This is a genomic window from Bifidobacterium sp. M0353 (assembly GCF_016100645.1).
Classification (GTDB): domain Bacteria; phylum Actinomycetota; class Actinomycetes; order Actinomycetales; family Bifidobacteriaceae; genus Bombiscardovia; species Bombiscardovia choladohabitans.
The window spans coordinates 343,096-360,268 of sequence record NZ_JACFSB010000002.1 but is presented as its reverse complement, the minus strand read 5'-3'; the positions used below and the strand labels follow the sequence as shown (position 1 = coordinate 360,268).

Here is a 17,173-nt window from a genome sequence, read left to right as displayed (position 1 = left end):
GATTCCTCAGCCGATCAGGGAGTGGATCTGCACAATCTGGTCACGGCCCGGGCCCGAGCCCACAGCCGAAATGCGGCAGCCGGACAGGTCCTCCAGGCGGTGGATGTAGTCCTTGGCCTTGGTCGGGAACTCCTCGAAGCTCTTGGCGCCGGAGATGTCCTCGCGCCAGCCCGGCAGCTCCTCGTATACCGGCTGGGCGGATTGGAACTCGGCCTGGTCCACGGGCATCTGATCCACCCTGACACGGGAGCCATCGGACCGGGTGATGTCGTAGCCCACGCAGACCGGGATGGTCTCCAGACCGGAGAGAACATCCAGCTTGGTCAGCACGATGTCGGTCAGGCCGTTGATCTGCACCGCATAGCGGCTGACCAGCGCGTCGAACCAGCCGCAGCGGCGGGAGCGGCCGGTGGTCACCCCGTACTCGTGGCCCTGACGGCGCAGCCATTCGCCCTGCTCGTTGTCCAGCTCGGTGGGGAAGGGCCCTTCGCCAACGCGGGTCACATAGGCCTTGGCCACACCGACCACCCGGTCTATCTTGGTCGGTCCCACGCCGGTGCCGGTGCAGGCACCCCCGGCCGTGCAGTTGGATGAGGTGACGAAGGGGTAGGTGCCGTGGTCCACGTCCAGCATGGTGGCCTGTCCGCCCTCGAAAAGCACGTTCTTGCCCCGTTCCAGGGCTTGGTTGAGCATCAGTGAGGTATTGGCCACGTAGGGCTTGAGCCGCTCGGCGTATCCCGCCAGCTCTTCAACGGTAGCCTCCACCTCGATGGCCCTGCGGTTGTAGAGCTTGACCAGCATCTGGTTCTTCTGGTGCAGGCTGGCCTCCACCTTGTCGCGCAGGTGGTCGACATTGAACAGGTCGTGCACGCGAATACCTACGCGGTTGATCTTGTCGGCATAGGCCGGACCGATCCCGCGGCCGGTCGTGCCGATCTTATGCTTGCCCAGGAAACGCTCGGTCACCTTGTCCAGCGTCCGATGGTAGGGGGCGATGATGTGCGCGGACTCGCTGATCCTCAACCGGCTGCAATCCACGCCGCGGGACTGGAGCCCATCGATCTCCTCGAAGAGGGCAGCCGGGTCGACCACGACGCCGTTGCCGATGACCGGGGTGATGGCCGGGTGAATAATCCCCGAGGGCAGAAGGTGGAGGGCGTACTCCTGGTCACCCACAACCACGGTATGGCCGGCATTGTTGCCCCCGTTGAACCTGGCGACGTAGTCCATGTGCTCGCCGATCAGATCCGTTGCCTTGCCCTTGCCCTCGTCGCCCCACTGGGCCCCGACGATCACGATTCCAGGCATACGATGCTCCTTATCCACTGGTCGCCATCCAAGGAAACAACGGCAGACCATCCATAGACGAGCCTAACCCTACGTATGGAGCGGAAGGCGAACCGACCCAGGCACCGACCCAGGCATCAGAAGGCCTGGACAGGCTCAACAGCCGATCGCGGCTCCCCCGCCCGCAGGACCCTATTCGGACGGGGGATTTCCAGTCATCTCATGGCCCGTCCCGCACTGCCCAGCTGCTGGCAAGCCTGGACGACGCGCGCCGCCATCCCATCCTCGGCCTGACGCCCCCAGGAACGGGGGTCGTATTCACTCTTTTCGCCGACCTCCCCGTCCACCTTGAGGACCTTGTCGTAGTTGGCGAACATGTGCCCGGCCACGGCCCTGGTGAATGCGTACTGGGTGTCGGTGTCCACATTCATCTTGACCACGCCATGAGCGACGGCCGAGGCGATCTCCTCCGGCTGCGAGCCGGAGCCCCCGTGGAAGACCAGGAGGAAGGGCTTGTCGGCAGGGGCGTCCGGGGCGGGGATGCCGCCGACCTCCCCATTAGATATGGCTCTGGCGGTCCTGTCCTGGATCTGCCCCAGCAGGTCGGGCCTCAACTTGACCACACCGGGCTTGTAGGATCCGTGCACGTTGCCGAAGGTGAAGGCCACCATGTAGCGGCCGCGCTCGCCCAGACCCAGGGCATCAACCACCCTGGGGCCGTCCTCGGGCGAGGAATAGAGCCGCTTATCGATAGCAGCCGAGTGACCGTCCTCCTCGCCGCCGACAACGCCTACCTCGATTTCGAGAACGGTGTGGGCAGCCCGGGACAACTCCAGCAGCTCCGCCGCCGTAGCCAGATTTTCCCGCAGGGGCAGACCGGAACCGTCCCACATATGCGACTGGAAGAGTGGATCCTGACCGTGGGCCACCTGATCCTTCTCGTAGGCCAGCAGGGGACGCACCCACCCGTCCAGGTATTGCGGGGCGCAGTGGTCCGTATGCAGGGCCACGGTGATGCTCGGATAGCAGGCGATCACCTCGTGGGCGAACTTGGCAAAGGCGATGGAACCAGCCACCCGGTCGGCCAGGCGCTGTCCGGACAGGTAGGCGGCACCTCCCACGGAGACCTGGATAATCCCGTCGGACTGGGCCTCGTCCAGCCCCTGCAGAGCCGCGTTCAGGGTCTGGGTGCTGGTCACATTGATGGCGGGAAAGGCGTAGGACCCCCGTCTGGCCGCATCGAGCATCGCCACATACCGTTCAGGAGTCGCTAAAGTCATACCCTCATTATCGTCGGTTGCGAGGAAAAGCGGCCGACCACCCGCAGCTGCGGACATCACCGATGGATTTGCAGGTCTCTGCCCTTATGGCGAACACCCCACGACGCGTTTTGACAAGCCTCCAAGCCACAGGTAGTTTAGCTCCGTACAGTTTGATGAAACGTTACATCAAACAGGTTGTTTGTTTCACGGCAGTAACGAATCAGCCTAGGGAAGGCACGATATAGGTAAGCAGAAGGTTGGGGCCGCCCATCCTTCTGGGAAGGAGACCAACGTGTCAGCAAGCAAGGGAACCGTCCGCAAGATCATCCTGGATCTGGACACTGGCATCGACGACACGCTGGCCCTGTCCTACGTTCTGGGCTCCCCGGACGCCGAACTGATCGGAATCACCGGCACCTACGGCAACGTTGTGCTCGACCAAGGCGTCGACAACGATCTGCGGCTGCTGGCCATGTATGGCAGGGAGGACATTCCGGTCTTCAAGGGGATCGATCACCCCAGCACGGCCGACTCCTTCAGCGTTCCGCCGGACTCCGAGATCTTCCATGGGGCCAACGGCACCGGCAACATCGAAATCCCCGCACAGACCGACCGGCAGGCCAGCCAGCAGAGCTCTGTGGACTTCATCATCGACGCGGTCCGCCGTTATCCCAAGGGCGAGCTGGTCGTGGTGCCCACCGGCGCCCTGACCACCATCGCCGCCGCCCTGGAAAAGGCCCCCGACATCGTCGACCGCATCAGCATCGTCATGATGGGCGGCACCCTGACCCAGCCGGGCAACGTGGGACCCTTCGCGGAAGCCAACATCAACCAGGATCCCGAGGCTGCCAACCGGGTCTTCGCCACCACCGCAGACATCACCATGGTCGGCCTGGACGTAACCACCCAGGCCCTGATGAGCCGCGAGGACACCGAAGCCCTGCGCGCCACAGGCACCAGCGCCGGACGCTTCCTGGCGGACATGACCGACTACTACATCGACATCAGCGAAAAGGAGAGCGGGGCCTACCTGGGCGGCTGCAACCTGCACGACCCCCTGGCCGCCGCCGTGGCCATCGACCCCAGCCTGGTCACCACCTTCGCCACCAACCTGATGGTCGAGACCGAGGGACCGCAGCGGGCCCGTACCATCGGCGACCCCAACAGGCTTCTGGACACGGTCAAGAACACCAAGGTGGCCCTGTCGGTCGACACCGAGCGATTCACCCGGCGCTTCATGGACAGGCTCCTGACCCTGGTGCGCAAGACCGAGAGCGAACAATAGAAGGACGGCAGTCATGAGCGAATCAATCACCACAACGGCTACCGAAGCGACCGTGGACGAGAACCGCCGCAGCACCAAGCGGGCCCTGCCGGCCCTGCTGGCCATCTTCCTGCTGGGCACCCTGATGATCCAGGCCTTCAACCTGGTCTTCCAGAACGTGGGCGACTCCCTGGGGATGTCCGCCAACGCCTCGCTGATCAGCACCCTGCCCGGCATCGTCCTGGGCGTGGTCTGCATGCTCTACGGAACCCTCTGCGACTACATCTCCCCAAGGAAGATGACCCTGTTCGGCGTGGGCGCCCTGATTATCGGCAGCCTTCTGGGCTTCTTCGGCGCATCGAACTTCTGGGCTGTGGTCCTGGCCCGCATGATCCAGACCGCGGGCGGCCAGGTGGCGGGCTCGGTCTTCCTGGTCATGGCCATGAAGTACCTGAGCGACGAGGAGCGCGCCTTCTACCTGGGCATCTTCAACGCCGTCTACTACGCATCCTCGGCTGTGGGCATCTTCGCCGGCGGTCTGATCACCTCCATCGACTGGCGCTACCTCTTCCTGGTGCCGCTGGTCTCCATCCTGCTGATCCCCCCGGTGCTCAAGTACACGCCCGACACCGGCATCAAGGGCGAGCGCATTGACGCCTTCGGCATCGCCCTGTTCGCGCTGATCGCCGGATTCGTGGCCGTCTACTTCTCCTTCCCGGCCACCTGGATGCTTGGGGTGCTGGCCGTTCTGATCCTGATCTTCGCCGGCTACGTCTGGAAGGGCGCCAACCCCTTCCTGAGCCGCGGGTTCGTGACCAACGGCGCCTACATGGCTGTCCTGCTGGCCCTCTTCGTCTTCTACTTCTTCAACTTCGCCTGCGTGCCCATCTACAACGTGATCGGCGACCGAATCTACGGGATCTCCCTGAGCCAGGTCTCCCTCTGCCTGACCATCGTCTACATCGTGGCCACCCTGGTGGGCTGCCTGTCCGGAGTCATCATGAACGCCATGGGACGCCTGCCCATGCTGATCCTGTCCGCCCTGCTCATGATCGCCGGAGCCGCCGGTTCGGCCCTGATGCTCACCTCGGGCTTCTGGGTCCTGACCGCGCTGGCCTCGGTCTTCATCGCCGGCATCACCATGTCCTACACGCCCCTCTACGACTCCTTCTCGGCCACTCTGCCGGTGGACCAGAACGGACGCGGCATCGGCATCGGGGATCTGATGATGAACACCTCGGCCTCCATCGGCATGGCTGTCTACAGCGGGCTCATGGCCAATCCCCGATTCGGGTCGCTTGCTCTGGCGGGCGTCAAGACCGGCATCCAGGCCCAGGTGGCCAACATGTTCTGGGTCATGGCGCTGGCCTCCCTGCTGGCCCTGATCATCGTGGCCATCTTCCACAAGGCCATGTCAGCCAAGGCTCCCCAGGAGTGAGGCTGGTGTGACCCACACATACTTGGTCGGATAGCCGCACTGCTTGGTCCACTCTTCCTGGCCTCGGGAATGAGTCGGGCCCGGCACCGGCACCCGGCCGCTCGAACCGGGGAGGGAGCGGAGTTCGGACTGCTTTCGGCAATGTGATAGTCCCCCTCTTCCCTCAGCCGCCGAAGGCAAGAAGATCGCCGCCCCTCCCCCTGGTGGAGAACCCCCGTCATAGCCATAACTGACGGGGGTTCTTCCATATCTTCTGTGCCTGCTTTCAACACTTTGCCTATAAAACACAACTTATACAGATGCCAGAGAAGGGGAATGCGAGAATGCGGCTGCGTGGAACTTTTGATCCTGTCTTCGGTATCAGCCGACCATGAGTCTTAAATCCAAGGAAGCCAGAAGTCCGAAAACAGATGACCGGCACAGACAAGCATCAGACTACTCATGGATTTGCAAACGCTCATGTGTTTGCAACCGCCTGACCATCCCGTAACAGACCTGAACGAACTCAATCGAGCCATCGGCCATGTGGTTTCACGTGAAACGTCAACGCACTGATACATACCCCAGAATGAAGAGAACCCGGCGGTGCGTGCACACCGCCGGGCGAGAGAGAAGAAAGGGAAATCAGTTGTCGGACGGAGGTCAACCGCCCGTTCGGTTTTTGTGCCGACATTTATAGTAAAGAACTGCTACCTGATGGTGACGATAGTGTTATCTGAAAATTCTCTGTGAATCCTGCCAGACCAACAAGCGGGCATAGGGCCGGTTAGACTGGATTTCGGATGGTTTCCCGCCCGAGGAGAGACCCTCGACCAATAAACCCAAAGGAGATACCTAGGCATGCTGCTCAGCGACCATGACATCCTGGATGCCCACGAGGCAGGGCACCTGAATCTGGACCCGTGGACGCCCGCCATGGTTCAGCCCTCCAGCGTGGACGTGCGCCTGGACCGCTACTTCCGGGTCTTCAACAACCATCAGTACACCTACGTGGATCCTGCAGAAGACCAGGGTGCACTGACCGAGCAGTTCGAGGTGCCCAAGGACGAGCCCTGGATCCTGCACCCCGGCGAGTTCGTGCTGGGATCCACCTGGGAGTACGTCAAGCTGGACTCCACCCTGGCCGCCCGGCTGGAGGGCAAGAGCTCCCTGGGACGCTTGGGCATTCTGACCCACTCCACCGCCGGGTTCGTCGACCCCGGCTTTGAAGGGCACATCACCCTGGAGCTGTCCAACGTGAGCACCCTGCCGGTCAAACTCTGGCCTGGCATGAAGATCGGTCAGATGTGCTTCTTCCAGCTCTCCTCGCCCGCCCAGTACCCTTACGGCGCCAAGCACAACGGCTCCCATTACCAGGGCCAGCGCGGACCAACTCCTTCCCGCTCCTACGTCAACTTCTACAAGGCCGACGTCTCAGACTGATCAGATCCAGGCCTGGCCCATAAGGCCCAGCATCTGCATGCTTGTGCCTGCACATTCGCCGACCAGCCCGTAATGCTCAGGCCTGAAACAAGCCTTGGTCATCCCCGGTACCCGGGTCCGGCTTGGCAATAAATGGCAACGCCTCAATACGATGTACCCTGCCTGTTGAGAGGCCATGACGGCCGGTCGGGAACCGACACAGCAGCAGGCAGCGAGGCGAGGCGGCGTGAAACTCAATCTCAACGGCATCTGGGACTTCCACCCCGACGACGCAGACCGGGGATACCCCGTCATGGTGCCCACCTGGTGGGACAGCCTGCCGGAGACCACCGGTTATCCGGACTCCTGGAGCCGGGACCTCCACCATGGCGTCTACCTCAAGGAATTCTTCCTAGGCGCCCTCGACCCGAACGAGGACATGATCCTGCACCTGGATGCCCTTGCCACCCTGGGCAAGGTGTCGATCAACGCTATCCCAGTGGGGCCGTCATCCACCAAGGGTTATCTGATGACGCTGCTCCCTTATGATCTGGATGTCACCAGGGCGGTTCATGCCGGACGCAACCAGATAAGGATCGAAATCTGGAGCGTCAAATCCCTCCCCGCCGATGCCCTGACTTCTACAGAGGGCCCCGGTCGGCTGCTCTTCCCCTTCGGCACTGAGAACCTCGTTGGGCGGCTGGGGCTGGGCGGCGACGTCTGGCTCAACAGCAGGCCCAAGATCCGCATCGAAGATCTGCAGATCATCCCCGATCTGGGCGGCGACGCCGATCCCTCCAACGACCGGCTGGAGCTCAATGCAACGCTGATCAACACCAGCGAGCGCCCATGCGATCTGCGGTTCAGGGCCAAGGTACGCCCGTGGAAACCTTCAATGCGCAGGGGCCGGACCGTCTTTACCTTCAACCCGGTGTCCTGCTCTCTTAATCCCCACTCCTCCAAGGTCGTCCGTCTGCAGATCGCCTGGCCGGACGCCCACTACTGGTCCAGGACCGATCCCTTCCTGTATGTCATGCAGGCTGTTCTCGACGTCGATGGCCATGCGGTCGACCGTTCCCAGGAACGATTCGGCTTCCGGCAATTCCAGCGTCAGGGAGACCGGTACCTGCTCAACGGCATCCCCATCCGGCTGCGCGGCGATTCCCTCTGCCTGCTCAACCAGGGCAGCCGCGACCTGATCAACGAGGTCGGCGATGCCTATGGACTGATCCTCGACGACAACCAATCCGGCCGGGACATGACCAAGGCCTGGGTGGATGCCTATCGACATGCCAACTTCAACATCCTGCGCAACCACATCCGCTCAGTCCCCTCGCAAGCCCTGGCCGACCACGCCGACGAGACCGGCATGCTCCTTGAGGAGGAGACGGCCTTCTGGAATCCGGGCTCTCCAGCCAATGTTCAGTTGAATCCGCCCTTCCACATGAGCTACGGGCCCGAAGCCATCGGCCACTATGTCGAGTGGACGCAGCGGTGGGTGCGGGCCTACCGGAACCACCCCAGCATCGTCCTCTGGTCCACCACCAACGAGGCATGGAACCCCAGGGACGGCGACCTGCTCATCCCAGCCCTGCAGGCGGCCGTGCATGAGCAGGATGGCACCCGGCCAGTGGTCAATGACGGCTTCAATGCCCCCATTACCGACGAGGATTCCCGCCACTATTACGGCGGGTACCCCTCGGGTATGACCTCGACCCCAGACATCTATGCCCTATACGACATCGATTCGCCCCTGCCCTTGGCCGCCGGTGAGGAATTCTCGGTCTCCACCGCAGGAATCCCCCGCTACGACGGGCAGGGACGGATTGCCGACATCTACCACGGCCGGCTCAACGGCGATCCGGACACCATCTCCCGGGCGGACTTCGGCCGGGAGGTCGGACGGGTGACCAGGGGCATACGAACCACGCGAGTGGTCGACTGGAAGCCCTTCTGCATATCCACCTTCATCTACGACAACATCGAGGCCTGCCTGGAACCGGACCGGCGCAGAATCCGCAGGGGGCTTAACCCTAAAAGGCTGCTGCGCCCCCAGTTCGATCCCTGGCGCGGAGAGGATGAACCCTGGCAGGAGGGGCCGGCCTTTGGATATATAGCCGCCTCCTTCGCGGATGTCGCCGCCTACGACAAGGAATTCGACCGTGAATCTCGCCTGGGCCGGCCCCGCAGGATCTACCCGCACGCAATGACCAGCCGACGCACCATCATCGTCCACAATGACGAGGAGCGTCGGGGAACCGACCTTGAGCTGGTCTGGCAAGTGGCCTGGCAGCGTGGCCCAGGGGGCAGACGGATAGTTGTCGAGCGGGGTCACCGACGGGTGCAGGTCCCATACGCCTCCTGGCGGACCGTGCCCGTGACCATCACCGTGCCCAGAGATCAGGCCAGCCGGGGGGCCCGACTCCTTCTGGTCCTGTGCGTGCGCAAGCAGGGGCGACAGGTCTTCCGGGAGGAGAATTTTCTGGGGTGGATCGAGCATGCTGCTCCGCCTCGGCTGGGGACAGCACGCCCCCGGATCGACCTGGGCCGGGTGGAATGGATATCACGGGAAGTCAAGCACTGCATCCATCTGCGTCAGGAGGGCGGCGCAATGAGCGAGCGCTGGAGCGCCCAGGTCCTGGAGGATGCCGAGGGCGCCTTCAGCTTGGAAAACATGAACGGGAACCTGCGCCACGAGCAAGATATCTACTACACCGTCAATCCTTCTGGCTTGGAACCCGGGCATCGCTACCGGGCCCGCGTGCGCTTCCGAGGGGAACTGCAGGAGACCACCACGGTGACGGTCACCTTCACCGCCGGGCGGCGGCCTCCCCGACAGGCCCGGGCCGATCTTGCCGCAGGAGCCCGGGTTCAGGTCTCCTCCCAGGCTGATCTGCCGGGATGGACCAGGGCCGCTTTGATCGACGGCCGTCTCGGAGCCGCTTACGACCGATTCGGCTGGTCCAGCTCCGTCGGCAACCGGAACCACCCGGAGTGGGTTCTTCTGGAGATGCGGCAGGCGGCCACCCTGTCCCAGGTGGTTCTGGCGCCCAGGGGCCGCGATCCGTCCGGAGGCGCGGACCAGTCCAGCCAGCGGTCAGGCACCGATTCCTTCGGCGTGGTGGAGTACGCAGCCGGCAACAGATCGACCGACCCCAACCAGGGTCAGGGCTTTCCGCTGGACTTCTCCATCAGCCTCTCGTCAGACGGCCGCAGCTGGACTCGGGTCTGCAGTCGCCACAGCTATCCGCTGCCGGTGGACGGTCGGCCACAGGCCTTCGACTTCGCCCCAATGAGCAATATCAGGTTCATCAGAATCGAGGCAACCCGGCTGCGCGCCAACCCTTATCAGGGAGGACGGTACGCCCTGCAGCTGAGCCAGATCATGGCCTTCTCTCGCCATCATCTGCCAGCCATACCTGCAGCTCCCAAGAGCATCGACGCCCAGCCTCACGGACATTGTCTGCGACTGGATTGGCAGCACGGACCAATCCGACACCAGGCCGACGCGTCGCGCACCGCCCAGGTCCTTCTGCGTGACCGAAAAGGCAGGTCCATGACCTTCTACCTGGACCGGTCTCAAGGATGGGCCGACCTGGACGGAATCCCCTTCGGCTCCTGGCGGATGATCCTGCAGGAGTGCAACTCCACGGGCATCGGCGAACCTGCAGACCCGCTTGAGCTGCACATGGGCCCTCCCGAAGCCGGAAGGACTGATCCAACGCTGCCCCGGCCCGGCAGCCCCCAGGTCAGCATCGATCTGGCAACCATGACCGTCCATCTGACTATTGACCAGGCCCCTCAGGGGTTTTCAGGGTGCGAACTGACCTTGAAACCGGCCGACGAACATGACCCCATGCCGACCGTCTGGCTGCCCGCCGACAGGCAGACCCACAGTTTCCGGCAGGTTCCGCCAAGCATCTATCGGGTCATGGCAGCCTTGACCACCGAGGATGGCCGGGTCTCGCTCCCCTCATTCCAAGACGATCCCCTAATCCTGGGGCATACACCCGGACGTCCGGGCAAGCCCAGGCTGACCTCTTCCGACAAAACCATGCAGGCATCCTGGTCACCCCCGAACGATGGGGGCATCCCTCTGCAGGCCTATCTGGTCACCGTGCACGAAATGGGCCGCGGACAGAGCACAAGACTGCGGTTGGCTCCGAAACAGACCACCCTGGCCCTCAACGATCTGGAGCCCGGCAAATACACGGTCAGCGTCAGCGCCATCAACGCGGCAGGAGCCGGACCGGAATCCCCAGCCTCCCTGCCCTGCCTCATCTCCGAGGGCGACCATGAGCGCTGAGTCCCTGCCCAGGTCCGCCATTCTGGGCTACGGCCTTGGCGACGCCGCCAACAACGTCGGCTGGCAGATGACCAACCTCTTCCTGACCACCTATTACCTCTACTTGGGTATGGACCCCATGCTGGTGGCCGACATCTTCCTGGGGGCCCACCTCTTCCAGGCCCTGGTCTACCTGGTCGCCGGAAGAATCACCGACGGACGCGCCAAAGACCGGGAGGGCGGTCTGCGGCGGCTGGTGGTCGTCTTCGGCCTGCCGATGATGATTTCCATCACCCTGATGTACACCATTCCGGCGGGCGCCCCTATGCCGGTGCGCATCGGCTGGGCCATCGCCACCTATCTGCTTTATCAGCTCCTTGGAGCCTTGGGGGGCGTGCCCTATGGGGCCCTGCTGGGAGCCATGACCCGGGACCCCGACGACCGTCAGCGCCTGGCGGCCTCCCGTACTTTCGGCGGAGCGGCGGCAGGAGTCGTCCTGACCTTTACCCTGGCTCCGCGGGTCAACGACATGGACCCCTCCCGACTCTTTCTTCCGGTGGTCGCCGCCTGCTGTCTGCTGGGCTCCCTGGGCTATCTGATCATGGCCCGGACCACCAGGGAGCGCTACCTGCCTCCGGCAGCCCCTCCTACCTCACTGAAAGAGGATCTGCGGCTCCTGGCCGACAATCGACCCCTGCTGGTGGTCTGTCTGGCCACCCTGTTCATGACCAACCCGGTGGCCTCGCTGGCCCCGATCGTCGCCAAGGAGGTCCTGACCGTCGGCAACCCCGGGCTGACCGGACGAATCACCTTCGCCCTGACGCTGGTGGGCGTCCTTGCCGGGGTGGTCGTAGCCCCCTGCTCGCCCTGGCTGGTGCAGCGTCTGGGCAAGCGGGGCACCTGGACCTTGGGCGGGCTGATGGTCATCGGATCCTCGCTGGCTTTCATCCTGGTCCGATCCGCCTGGCCTGCCGTCGCCTGCATAGCCTTGAACGGCATCGGAGTGCAGGTCATCACCCCCTGCATCTGGGCCATGCAGGCGGATTCGGTCCAGTACGAGCAGTGGCGAACCGGCAATGGGAACACCGCCGGAGCCTCCATGGCCGCCCTCAGCATCACCCGCCAGGTCGGAGCAGCCATCAATGGATGGGCGGGGCCAGCCATCCTGTCTTTCCTGGGTTACAGGCCGGGCATGAATGTCGCCCAGGATCCGGCCCTGGGCGCCAACATGAGGCTGGCTGTAGGCCTGGTGCCGGCTGCCATGTTCACCATCTCTGTCCTGCTCATCCGCTGCTATCCGCTGACCGAGGAGGTCTTCGGACGCATCAGCGCCGACCTGCAGGCAGGCCGTATACAATGCCAGTGCAGCCATATCAGGCAAGGAACGGAGCATCAGGCTTGTCCAGGAGATCCCCGGAGCCCACACAGGGGCGGAAAGGGCACCGACGCGTGCGCATGATCGACGTGGCCGCAAGGGCCGGAGTGTCCCCGTCCACGGTCTCCCGCGCGCTCAACAATCCCGGTCGGCTGAACTCGCAGACCGCCGACCATATCCGCTCCCTGGCCCGATCCATGGGATACCCCCTGCCCGACCATCCTCCCAGCAGGGATGCGACCGGGCCGGTCATGATAACCTTTCTGGTCCAGGACACCTCCAACGGCATCTCCTCCCAGATCCTTGCCGGCGCTCAGGAAGCACTTCCTGAGCAAGGTGCAGTCGGCATCATCGAGGCCGGAGCCGAGCTGGGGCGTACGGAAGACCTGCTGGAACAACTGGTCGGCCGTACCCACGGCATCATTCTGGCCACTGATCAGGTCCGAGCACCGACGGCCCGGCGTCTGGGACGACACCTGCCTCTTGTGGTTCTCAACCGCCCCATGGAGGGCCTTCCCTCCGTCCTGCCCGACGCCTCCACCGGCCTGGCCCAAGCCCTGGAACTGCTACGGCGGCAGGGACGACGGTCTATAGTCTACATAGCCAGCCGGGTGGGGGCCTGGTCCGACCGATCCCGCTGGGAGAGCCTGCAAGCACTCAGCCGCGTCACGAGACTGGAATGCCGACGAATGGGTCCGGTGGATCCTACTGTCCAAGGCGGTAGGCATGCTGCCGCCGTTCTGGAGCGGCAACCTCCCGATGCTGTGGTCGCTTACAATGACCTGATCGCCGCTGGAGTCATTCTGGGACTGCAATCCAAAGGAATCACCGTGCCTGATAGGGTCGGTGTCCTCGGATTTGACAACACCATGGTCGCCCCTGTCGTCAAGCCGGCCGTAGCTACGATTCGCATCCCCCGCAGAGCCATAGGACATGCCGCGGCGGATATTCTGCTGGGTCGGAAGCCCGAGACCGGGCAGTCCCGCCAACAAGCCGCCCTGATTGCTCAGCTACGCAAAGCCGGCATCCCGCCTGTTACCGAGGACCGCGGAGCCCTGGCCCTGCCTACCTCGCTGATCATCCGGGACAGTCTGGGCACCTTGACTTCAAGCGCACTCGAAGGGGTATAGCTGAACCTGCCGGAATGACCCGGCCAAGATGACGGCAAGGAGACCAACCCATGGCAATCAAACAGACGGCGGGCCACGACAGGCTCGGTCGGTTCGCACCGCAATTCGCCCACCTGAACGATGATGTGCTCTTCGGCCAGGTCTGGTCCCGCGAAGATGAGCTTTCGGCTCGGGACCGCAGCATGATCACCTGCGCAGGCCTGATGAGCATGGGGCTCTTCCCCCAGTTGAAGAGCCATATGGCCATGGCCAAGGGCAATGGCGTCACCCGCACTGAAATGGTGGCGCTGATCACCCACCTGGCCTTCTATGCGGGCTGGCCCAAAGCATGGTCGGCTTTCGACCTGGCCAAGGAGGTCTACGGCGAGGGCCGGGACACCGCTGCAACCCCATCCAAAGCCGGGACTGAGCCGGATTCAGGGCCCTACCCCTTGGGGGATTCGGCCGACGGGCCCAACTTCACCGGCCATGTCTGGCTGCACCGCCTGACCGATCCGGACGCGGAATGCCCAGCCAGCAATGTGACCTTCGCACCCGGGTGTGTCAACCGTTGGCACACCCACCCGCATGGCCAGCTCCTGATTGTCACCGCCGGGCAGGGGTGGGAGCAGGAGGAGGGACATCAGCCCCGCAAGCTGGAACCCGGCGACGTGGTCTTCTGCCCGGCAGGGGTCAGACACTGGCATGGCGCCTCGGGCCGGTCATCCATGGCCCACATCGCCGTCACCCCGGCATCGAGCGGGCAGTCCCCGGTCGAATGGATGGAGTTCCCGAATCCTGACCAAGTAGCCGCCCTGGGCTGACTCGCACGGCCTGGTTACAGGACCGACGGATGTCTGACCGGTTCCCGCCTGCCTTTACACTGAAGACATGGCTAACAAGAAAGGCCCGACCAAGGGTTCGGGCGGCAAGCACCGCAACAAACTGCGCGGCCGGGGACCCACCCCCAAGGCCGAGGATCGCGTCTATCACAAGGCCTACAAGGCCCGGCAGGCGGCCCAGCGCAGGCAGGCGGCCGACCCACGTCTGGCAGCCCGCCGCAGGGCCGACCGATTCGCCTCCGACTCCGACGAACTGGTCATCGGCCGCAACGCCGTCCTGGAAGCCCTGCGTGTAGGAGTCCCGGCCAGCCAGCTCTATCTGGCCGCCCGGATGGAACACGACGACAGGACCAGGGAGATCGTGCGGCTGGCCGGGCAGGAGGGGCTCAACCTGCTGGAGGCCGACCGTCTGGAAATGAACCGCATCGCCCGGTCCAGCAATCATCAGGGCGTGGTCCTCAAGGTGCAGCCCTACCAGTACGCCTCCCTGCAGAGCCTGGTCGACAGGGCCGAAAAACACGCAGCCGCCCTGGATGGGGCCGACCAGGCCACCAAGGTCGCCGCCCGCCCCCTGTTCATCGCCCTGGACGGGGTCACCGACCCCCAGAACCTCGGGGCCGTGATCCGTTCAGCAGCGGCCTTCGGGGCCTCGGGGGTGGTTCTGCCCGAGCGGCGCAGCGCCTCGGTCACAGCTGCAGCCTGGAAGGTGTCCGCCGGAGCCGCCGCCCACCTGCCCGTGGCCCGTGTGGTCAATCTGACCAAGGCCATCCAAGGGCTCAAGGAGCGCGGCTACTACGCGGTCGGCCTGGACGGCGCAGGCACCACCACAGTAGGCGAGACAGGCTTCGAGACCGACCCGCTGGTGGTGGTCCTGGGCTCCGAGGGCAAGGGGCTAAGCCGCCTGGTCCGCGAAAACTGCGACACCCTGGCCTCCATCCCCATCTCCAGCTCGGTGGAATCCCTGAACGCCTCGGTCGCGGCCGGCATCAGCCTCTACGCCGTAGCCATGGCACGCCGACGGTCCGCCAGCCAAGCCGAATAGCCCCAGGCTGGCAGCGGCAACAGCCTGCGCGCAGCAACCAGCATGCAACAGCCCCATGCCGCACAAACCAATCAATCAGCTGGAGGCCCAGACCGCATCATCCTGATCGTCCTGGTCGGCAGCCGCATCCAGGCTGCCGGGGGCATAGACCGACCTCAGCGAGCTTCGTCCGCCATTCGCATCCTCAAAGGCCGGCTGTGACGGCACCTTCCCGCCCGCCCGGTCACGGTCAGCCTGAGTTTCTGCCCCGGTCCGGCCGCCAGCATCGGCTCGGACGTTCACGCCATTGTCAACTGTTTCATGGCCATCTGCGTCCTTGTCGGCCTGATCGCGGGTGGCTTGTTTACCCTGACCAGCCGGGGCACGGCCGCCCTGCCAGTTCATCTCGTCGTCGACCACGCCGGCATCGGCCTCTTCGTTGATGGTCTTCATGTCCTCGGAGTCCAGCCGGTACTCGGGCAGGGATTCGCTGATGTAGCTCTGCACAGCCTCGGCCATGGGCACGTCGTGACCGGCCTTCTCGGCCATCAGCCAGCGGTGGGTCAGCACCTCATGGAAGAACTGGGCCGGTTCGATCTGCGAGCGGTATTCCGGCGGGATCATGCGCACGGTGGGCTCGAAAACCTCGCGCATCCAGTCGGTGGCCACAATCTCCAGGTCCTCGCCCTGACGCCAGGTGGATGCCCGGTATGCATCCAAATCGTTGAGCAGCCGCCGGGCCTGATTCTCCTGCACATCCAGACCTGTCAGCCTCAGCAGCTTGCGGGAAGCGTAGCCGGCATCGACCACCCTGGGGCGCACCAGCACCCGGTTGCCGTCCTCCTCGGTCTTCATCTCCAGCTCGTCCACGTCAAAACCCAGATCGTTGAGCCGGTTGACTCGGCGCTCAATCTTCCACATCTCATCCGGATCGAAGCTGTCCACGTCCGTCAGGGCGCTCCAGAGGGAGTGATAGCGGTCCACCAGCCGGTTGCCTACGCCGACCTCGTCCACCTCGCCGGACAGCAGGTTGCCGGAATCCAGATCCATAAGCTCGCCGATGATGTTGGTCCTAGCCAGGTCGATGTCATACTCTCGCTGGCCATCAGTCAGGCTGGGATGCAGATCGCCGGTCTCGGCATCGACCAGGAAGGCCGAGAAGGCGTCCGCATCACGCAGGAAGAGCACGTTGGACAGGGAGACATCACCCCAGTAGAAGCCGGCCAGATGGAGCCGAACCAGAAGGACCGCCAGGGCATCAATCAGGCGCTCGGCAGTATCCGGACGCAGATTACGGGCGAAGAGGGCACGGTAGGGCAGTGAGAACTTCAGGTGCTGGGTGACCAGCATGGCCTCAAGCGGCTCGCCCTCACGGGTGTGCCGACCGGTGACCACGGCGATGGGGTTGACCGTGGGCAGCTCCAGTTTTTTCAGTTTGCGCAGAAGCTCATACTCACGCTCGGCCACACGCTGGGTGATCTCCTTCATGGCGTAGACATCGTCGCCCACGTGAACGAAGCGAACCACGTGCCGGGAGATGCCCCTGGGCAGGTTGGCCAGCAAATCCCGGGGCCAGGTGGCCAGTGGCCGCTCCCAGGGCAGGGTGAACATCCTGGGGTTGGAGCTGGTGGCCGTGATGTGCAGAGCGGCCGGCTCCTGCTCGGAGGAGGGATCGGTCGTGGTCTTTATCGAGGTGGCTTTCAGGGCACGAGGGTCCAGAGAGGAGGCCGTCGCCCGGTTGATGTTCACGCTAGTCATGCTTCATCCATCCCATCGCCGCCCATCCTATACGGGAAGAGCCCCGCACGGATGCGCCGCGCGGGGCTCCTGGTCACCCGGTCAACAAGGAAAGGAGATGATATCAATGATCAATACGGGCCCTGCGGCCC

At 64.0% G+C, this 17,173-nt stretch carries 11 protein-coding genes; 8 read left to right on the top strand and 3 right to left on the bottom strand.

Annotated features, from left to right (window positions below; translation table 11 throughout):
* Positions 1-6 precede the first annotated feature (6 nt).
* Both H3V04_RS07030 and fbaA read right to left on the bottom strand, forming a co-directional pair.
* Positions 7-1,308 (bottom strand): adenylosuccinate synthase, encoded by a 1,302-nt coding sequence (locus tag H3V04_RS07030; RefSeq protein ID WP_198187745.1) that lies wholly within the window; start codon positions 1,306-1,308, stop codon positions 7-9.
* Between the two features lie 194 nt (positions 1,309-1,502).
* A complete protein-coding gene (gene fbaA / locus H3V04_RS07025; protein ID WP_198187743.1) occupies positions 1,503-2,567 on the bottom strand; it encodes a class II fructose-bisphosphate aldolase in 1,065 nt (354 codons plus the stop codon).
* Between the two features lie 274 nt (positions 2,568-2,841).
* Between fbaA and H3V04_RS07020 the strand changes: the two genes are divergently transcribed.
* The 8 genes from H3V04_RS07020 (at position 2,842) to rlmB (ending at position 15,305) form a co-directional block, all read left to right on the top strand.
* On the top strand, positions 2,842-3,834 hold the full coding sequence (locus tag H3V04_RS07020) for a nucleoside hydrolase (protein ID WP_198178442.1): 993 nt from the start codon (positions 2,842-2,844) through the stop codon (positions 3,832-3,834).
* A 13-nt stretch (positions 3,835-3,847) separates the two neighbouring features.
* On the top strand, positions 3,848-5,251 hold the full coding sequence (locus H3V04_RS07015; RefSeq protein WP_198187741.1) for an MFS transporter: 1,404 nt from the start codon (positions 3,848-3,850) through the stop codon (positions 5,249-5,251).
* A gap of 840 nt (positions 5,252-6,091) precedes the next feature.
* Complete coding sequence (dcd, locus tag H3V04_RS07010) at positions 6,092-6,673, top strand: dCTP deaminase (RefSeq protein ID WP_198187739.1); 582 nt, start codon at positions 6,092-6,094, stop codon at positions 6,671-6,673.
* Between the two features lie 226 nt (positions 6,674-6,899).
* Complete coding sequence (locus H3V04_RS07005; protein ID WP_198187737.1) at positions 6,900-10,958, top strand: fibronectin type III domain-containing protein; 4,059 nt, start codon at positions 6,900-6,902, stop codon at positions 10,956-10,958.
* Positions 10,948-12,396, top strand: coding sequence for an MFS transporter (locus H3V04_RS07000; protein ID WP_198187735.1), 1,449 nt, complete (start codon positions 10,948-10,950; stop codon positions 12,394-12,396). The genes H3V04_RS07005 and H3V04_RS07000 overlap by 11 nt, the downstream gene beginning before the upstream one ends.
* On the top strand, positions 12,393-13,442 hold the full coding sequence (locus H3V04_RS06995) for a LacI family DNA-binding transcriptional regulator (protein ID WP_232342644.1): 1,050 nt from the start codon (positions 12,393-12,395) through the stop codon (positions 13,440-13,442). The genes H3V04_RS07000 and H3V04_RS06995 overlap by 4 nt, the downstream gene beginning before the upstream one ends.
* Positions 13,443-13,492: 50 nt before the next feature.
* Entirely contained in the window at positions 13,493-14,245 is a 753-nt protein-coding gene (locus H3V04_RS06990) for a carboxymuconolactone decarboxylase family protein (protein ID WP_198187731.1), read from the top strand.
* Between the two features lie 67 nt (positions 14,246-14,312).
* Positions 14,313-15,305, top strand: a complete 993-nt coding sequence (gene rlmB, locus H3V04_RS06985) for a 23S rRNA (guanosine(2251)-2'-O)-methyltransferase RlmB (RefSeq protein ID WP_198187729.1) — start codon at positions 14,313-14,315, stop codon at positions 15,303-15,305.
* Between the two features lie 75 nt (positions 15,306-15,380).
* Here rlmB and H3V04_RS06980 read toward each other — a convergent pair whose 3' ends face one another.
* Complete coding sequence (locus tag H3V04_RS06980; protein WP_198187727.1) at positions 15,381-17,042, bottom strand: DUF4032 domain-containing protein; 1,662 nt, start codon at positions 17,040-17,042, stop codon at positions 15,381-15,383.
* Positions 17,043-17,173: the final 131 nt, after the last annotated feature.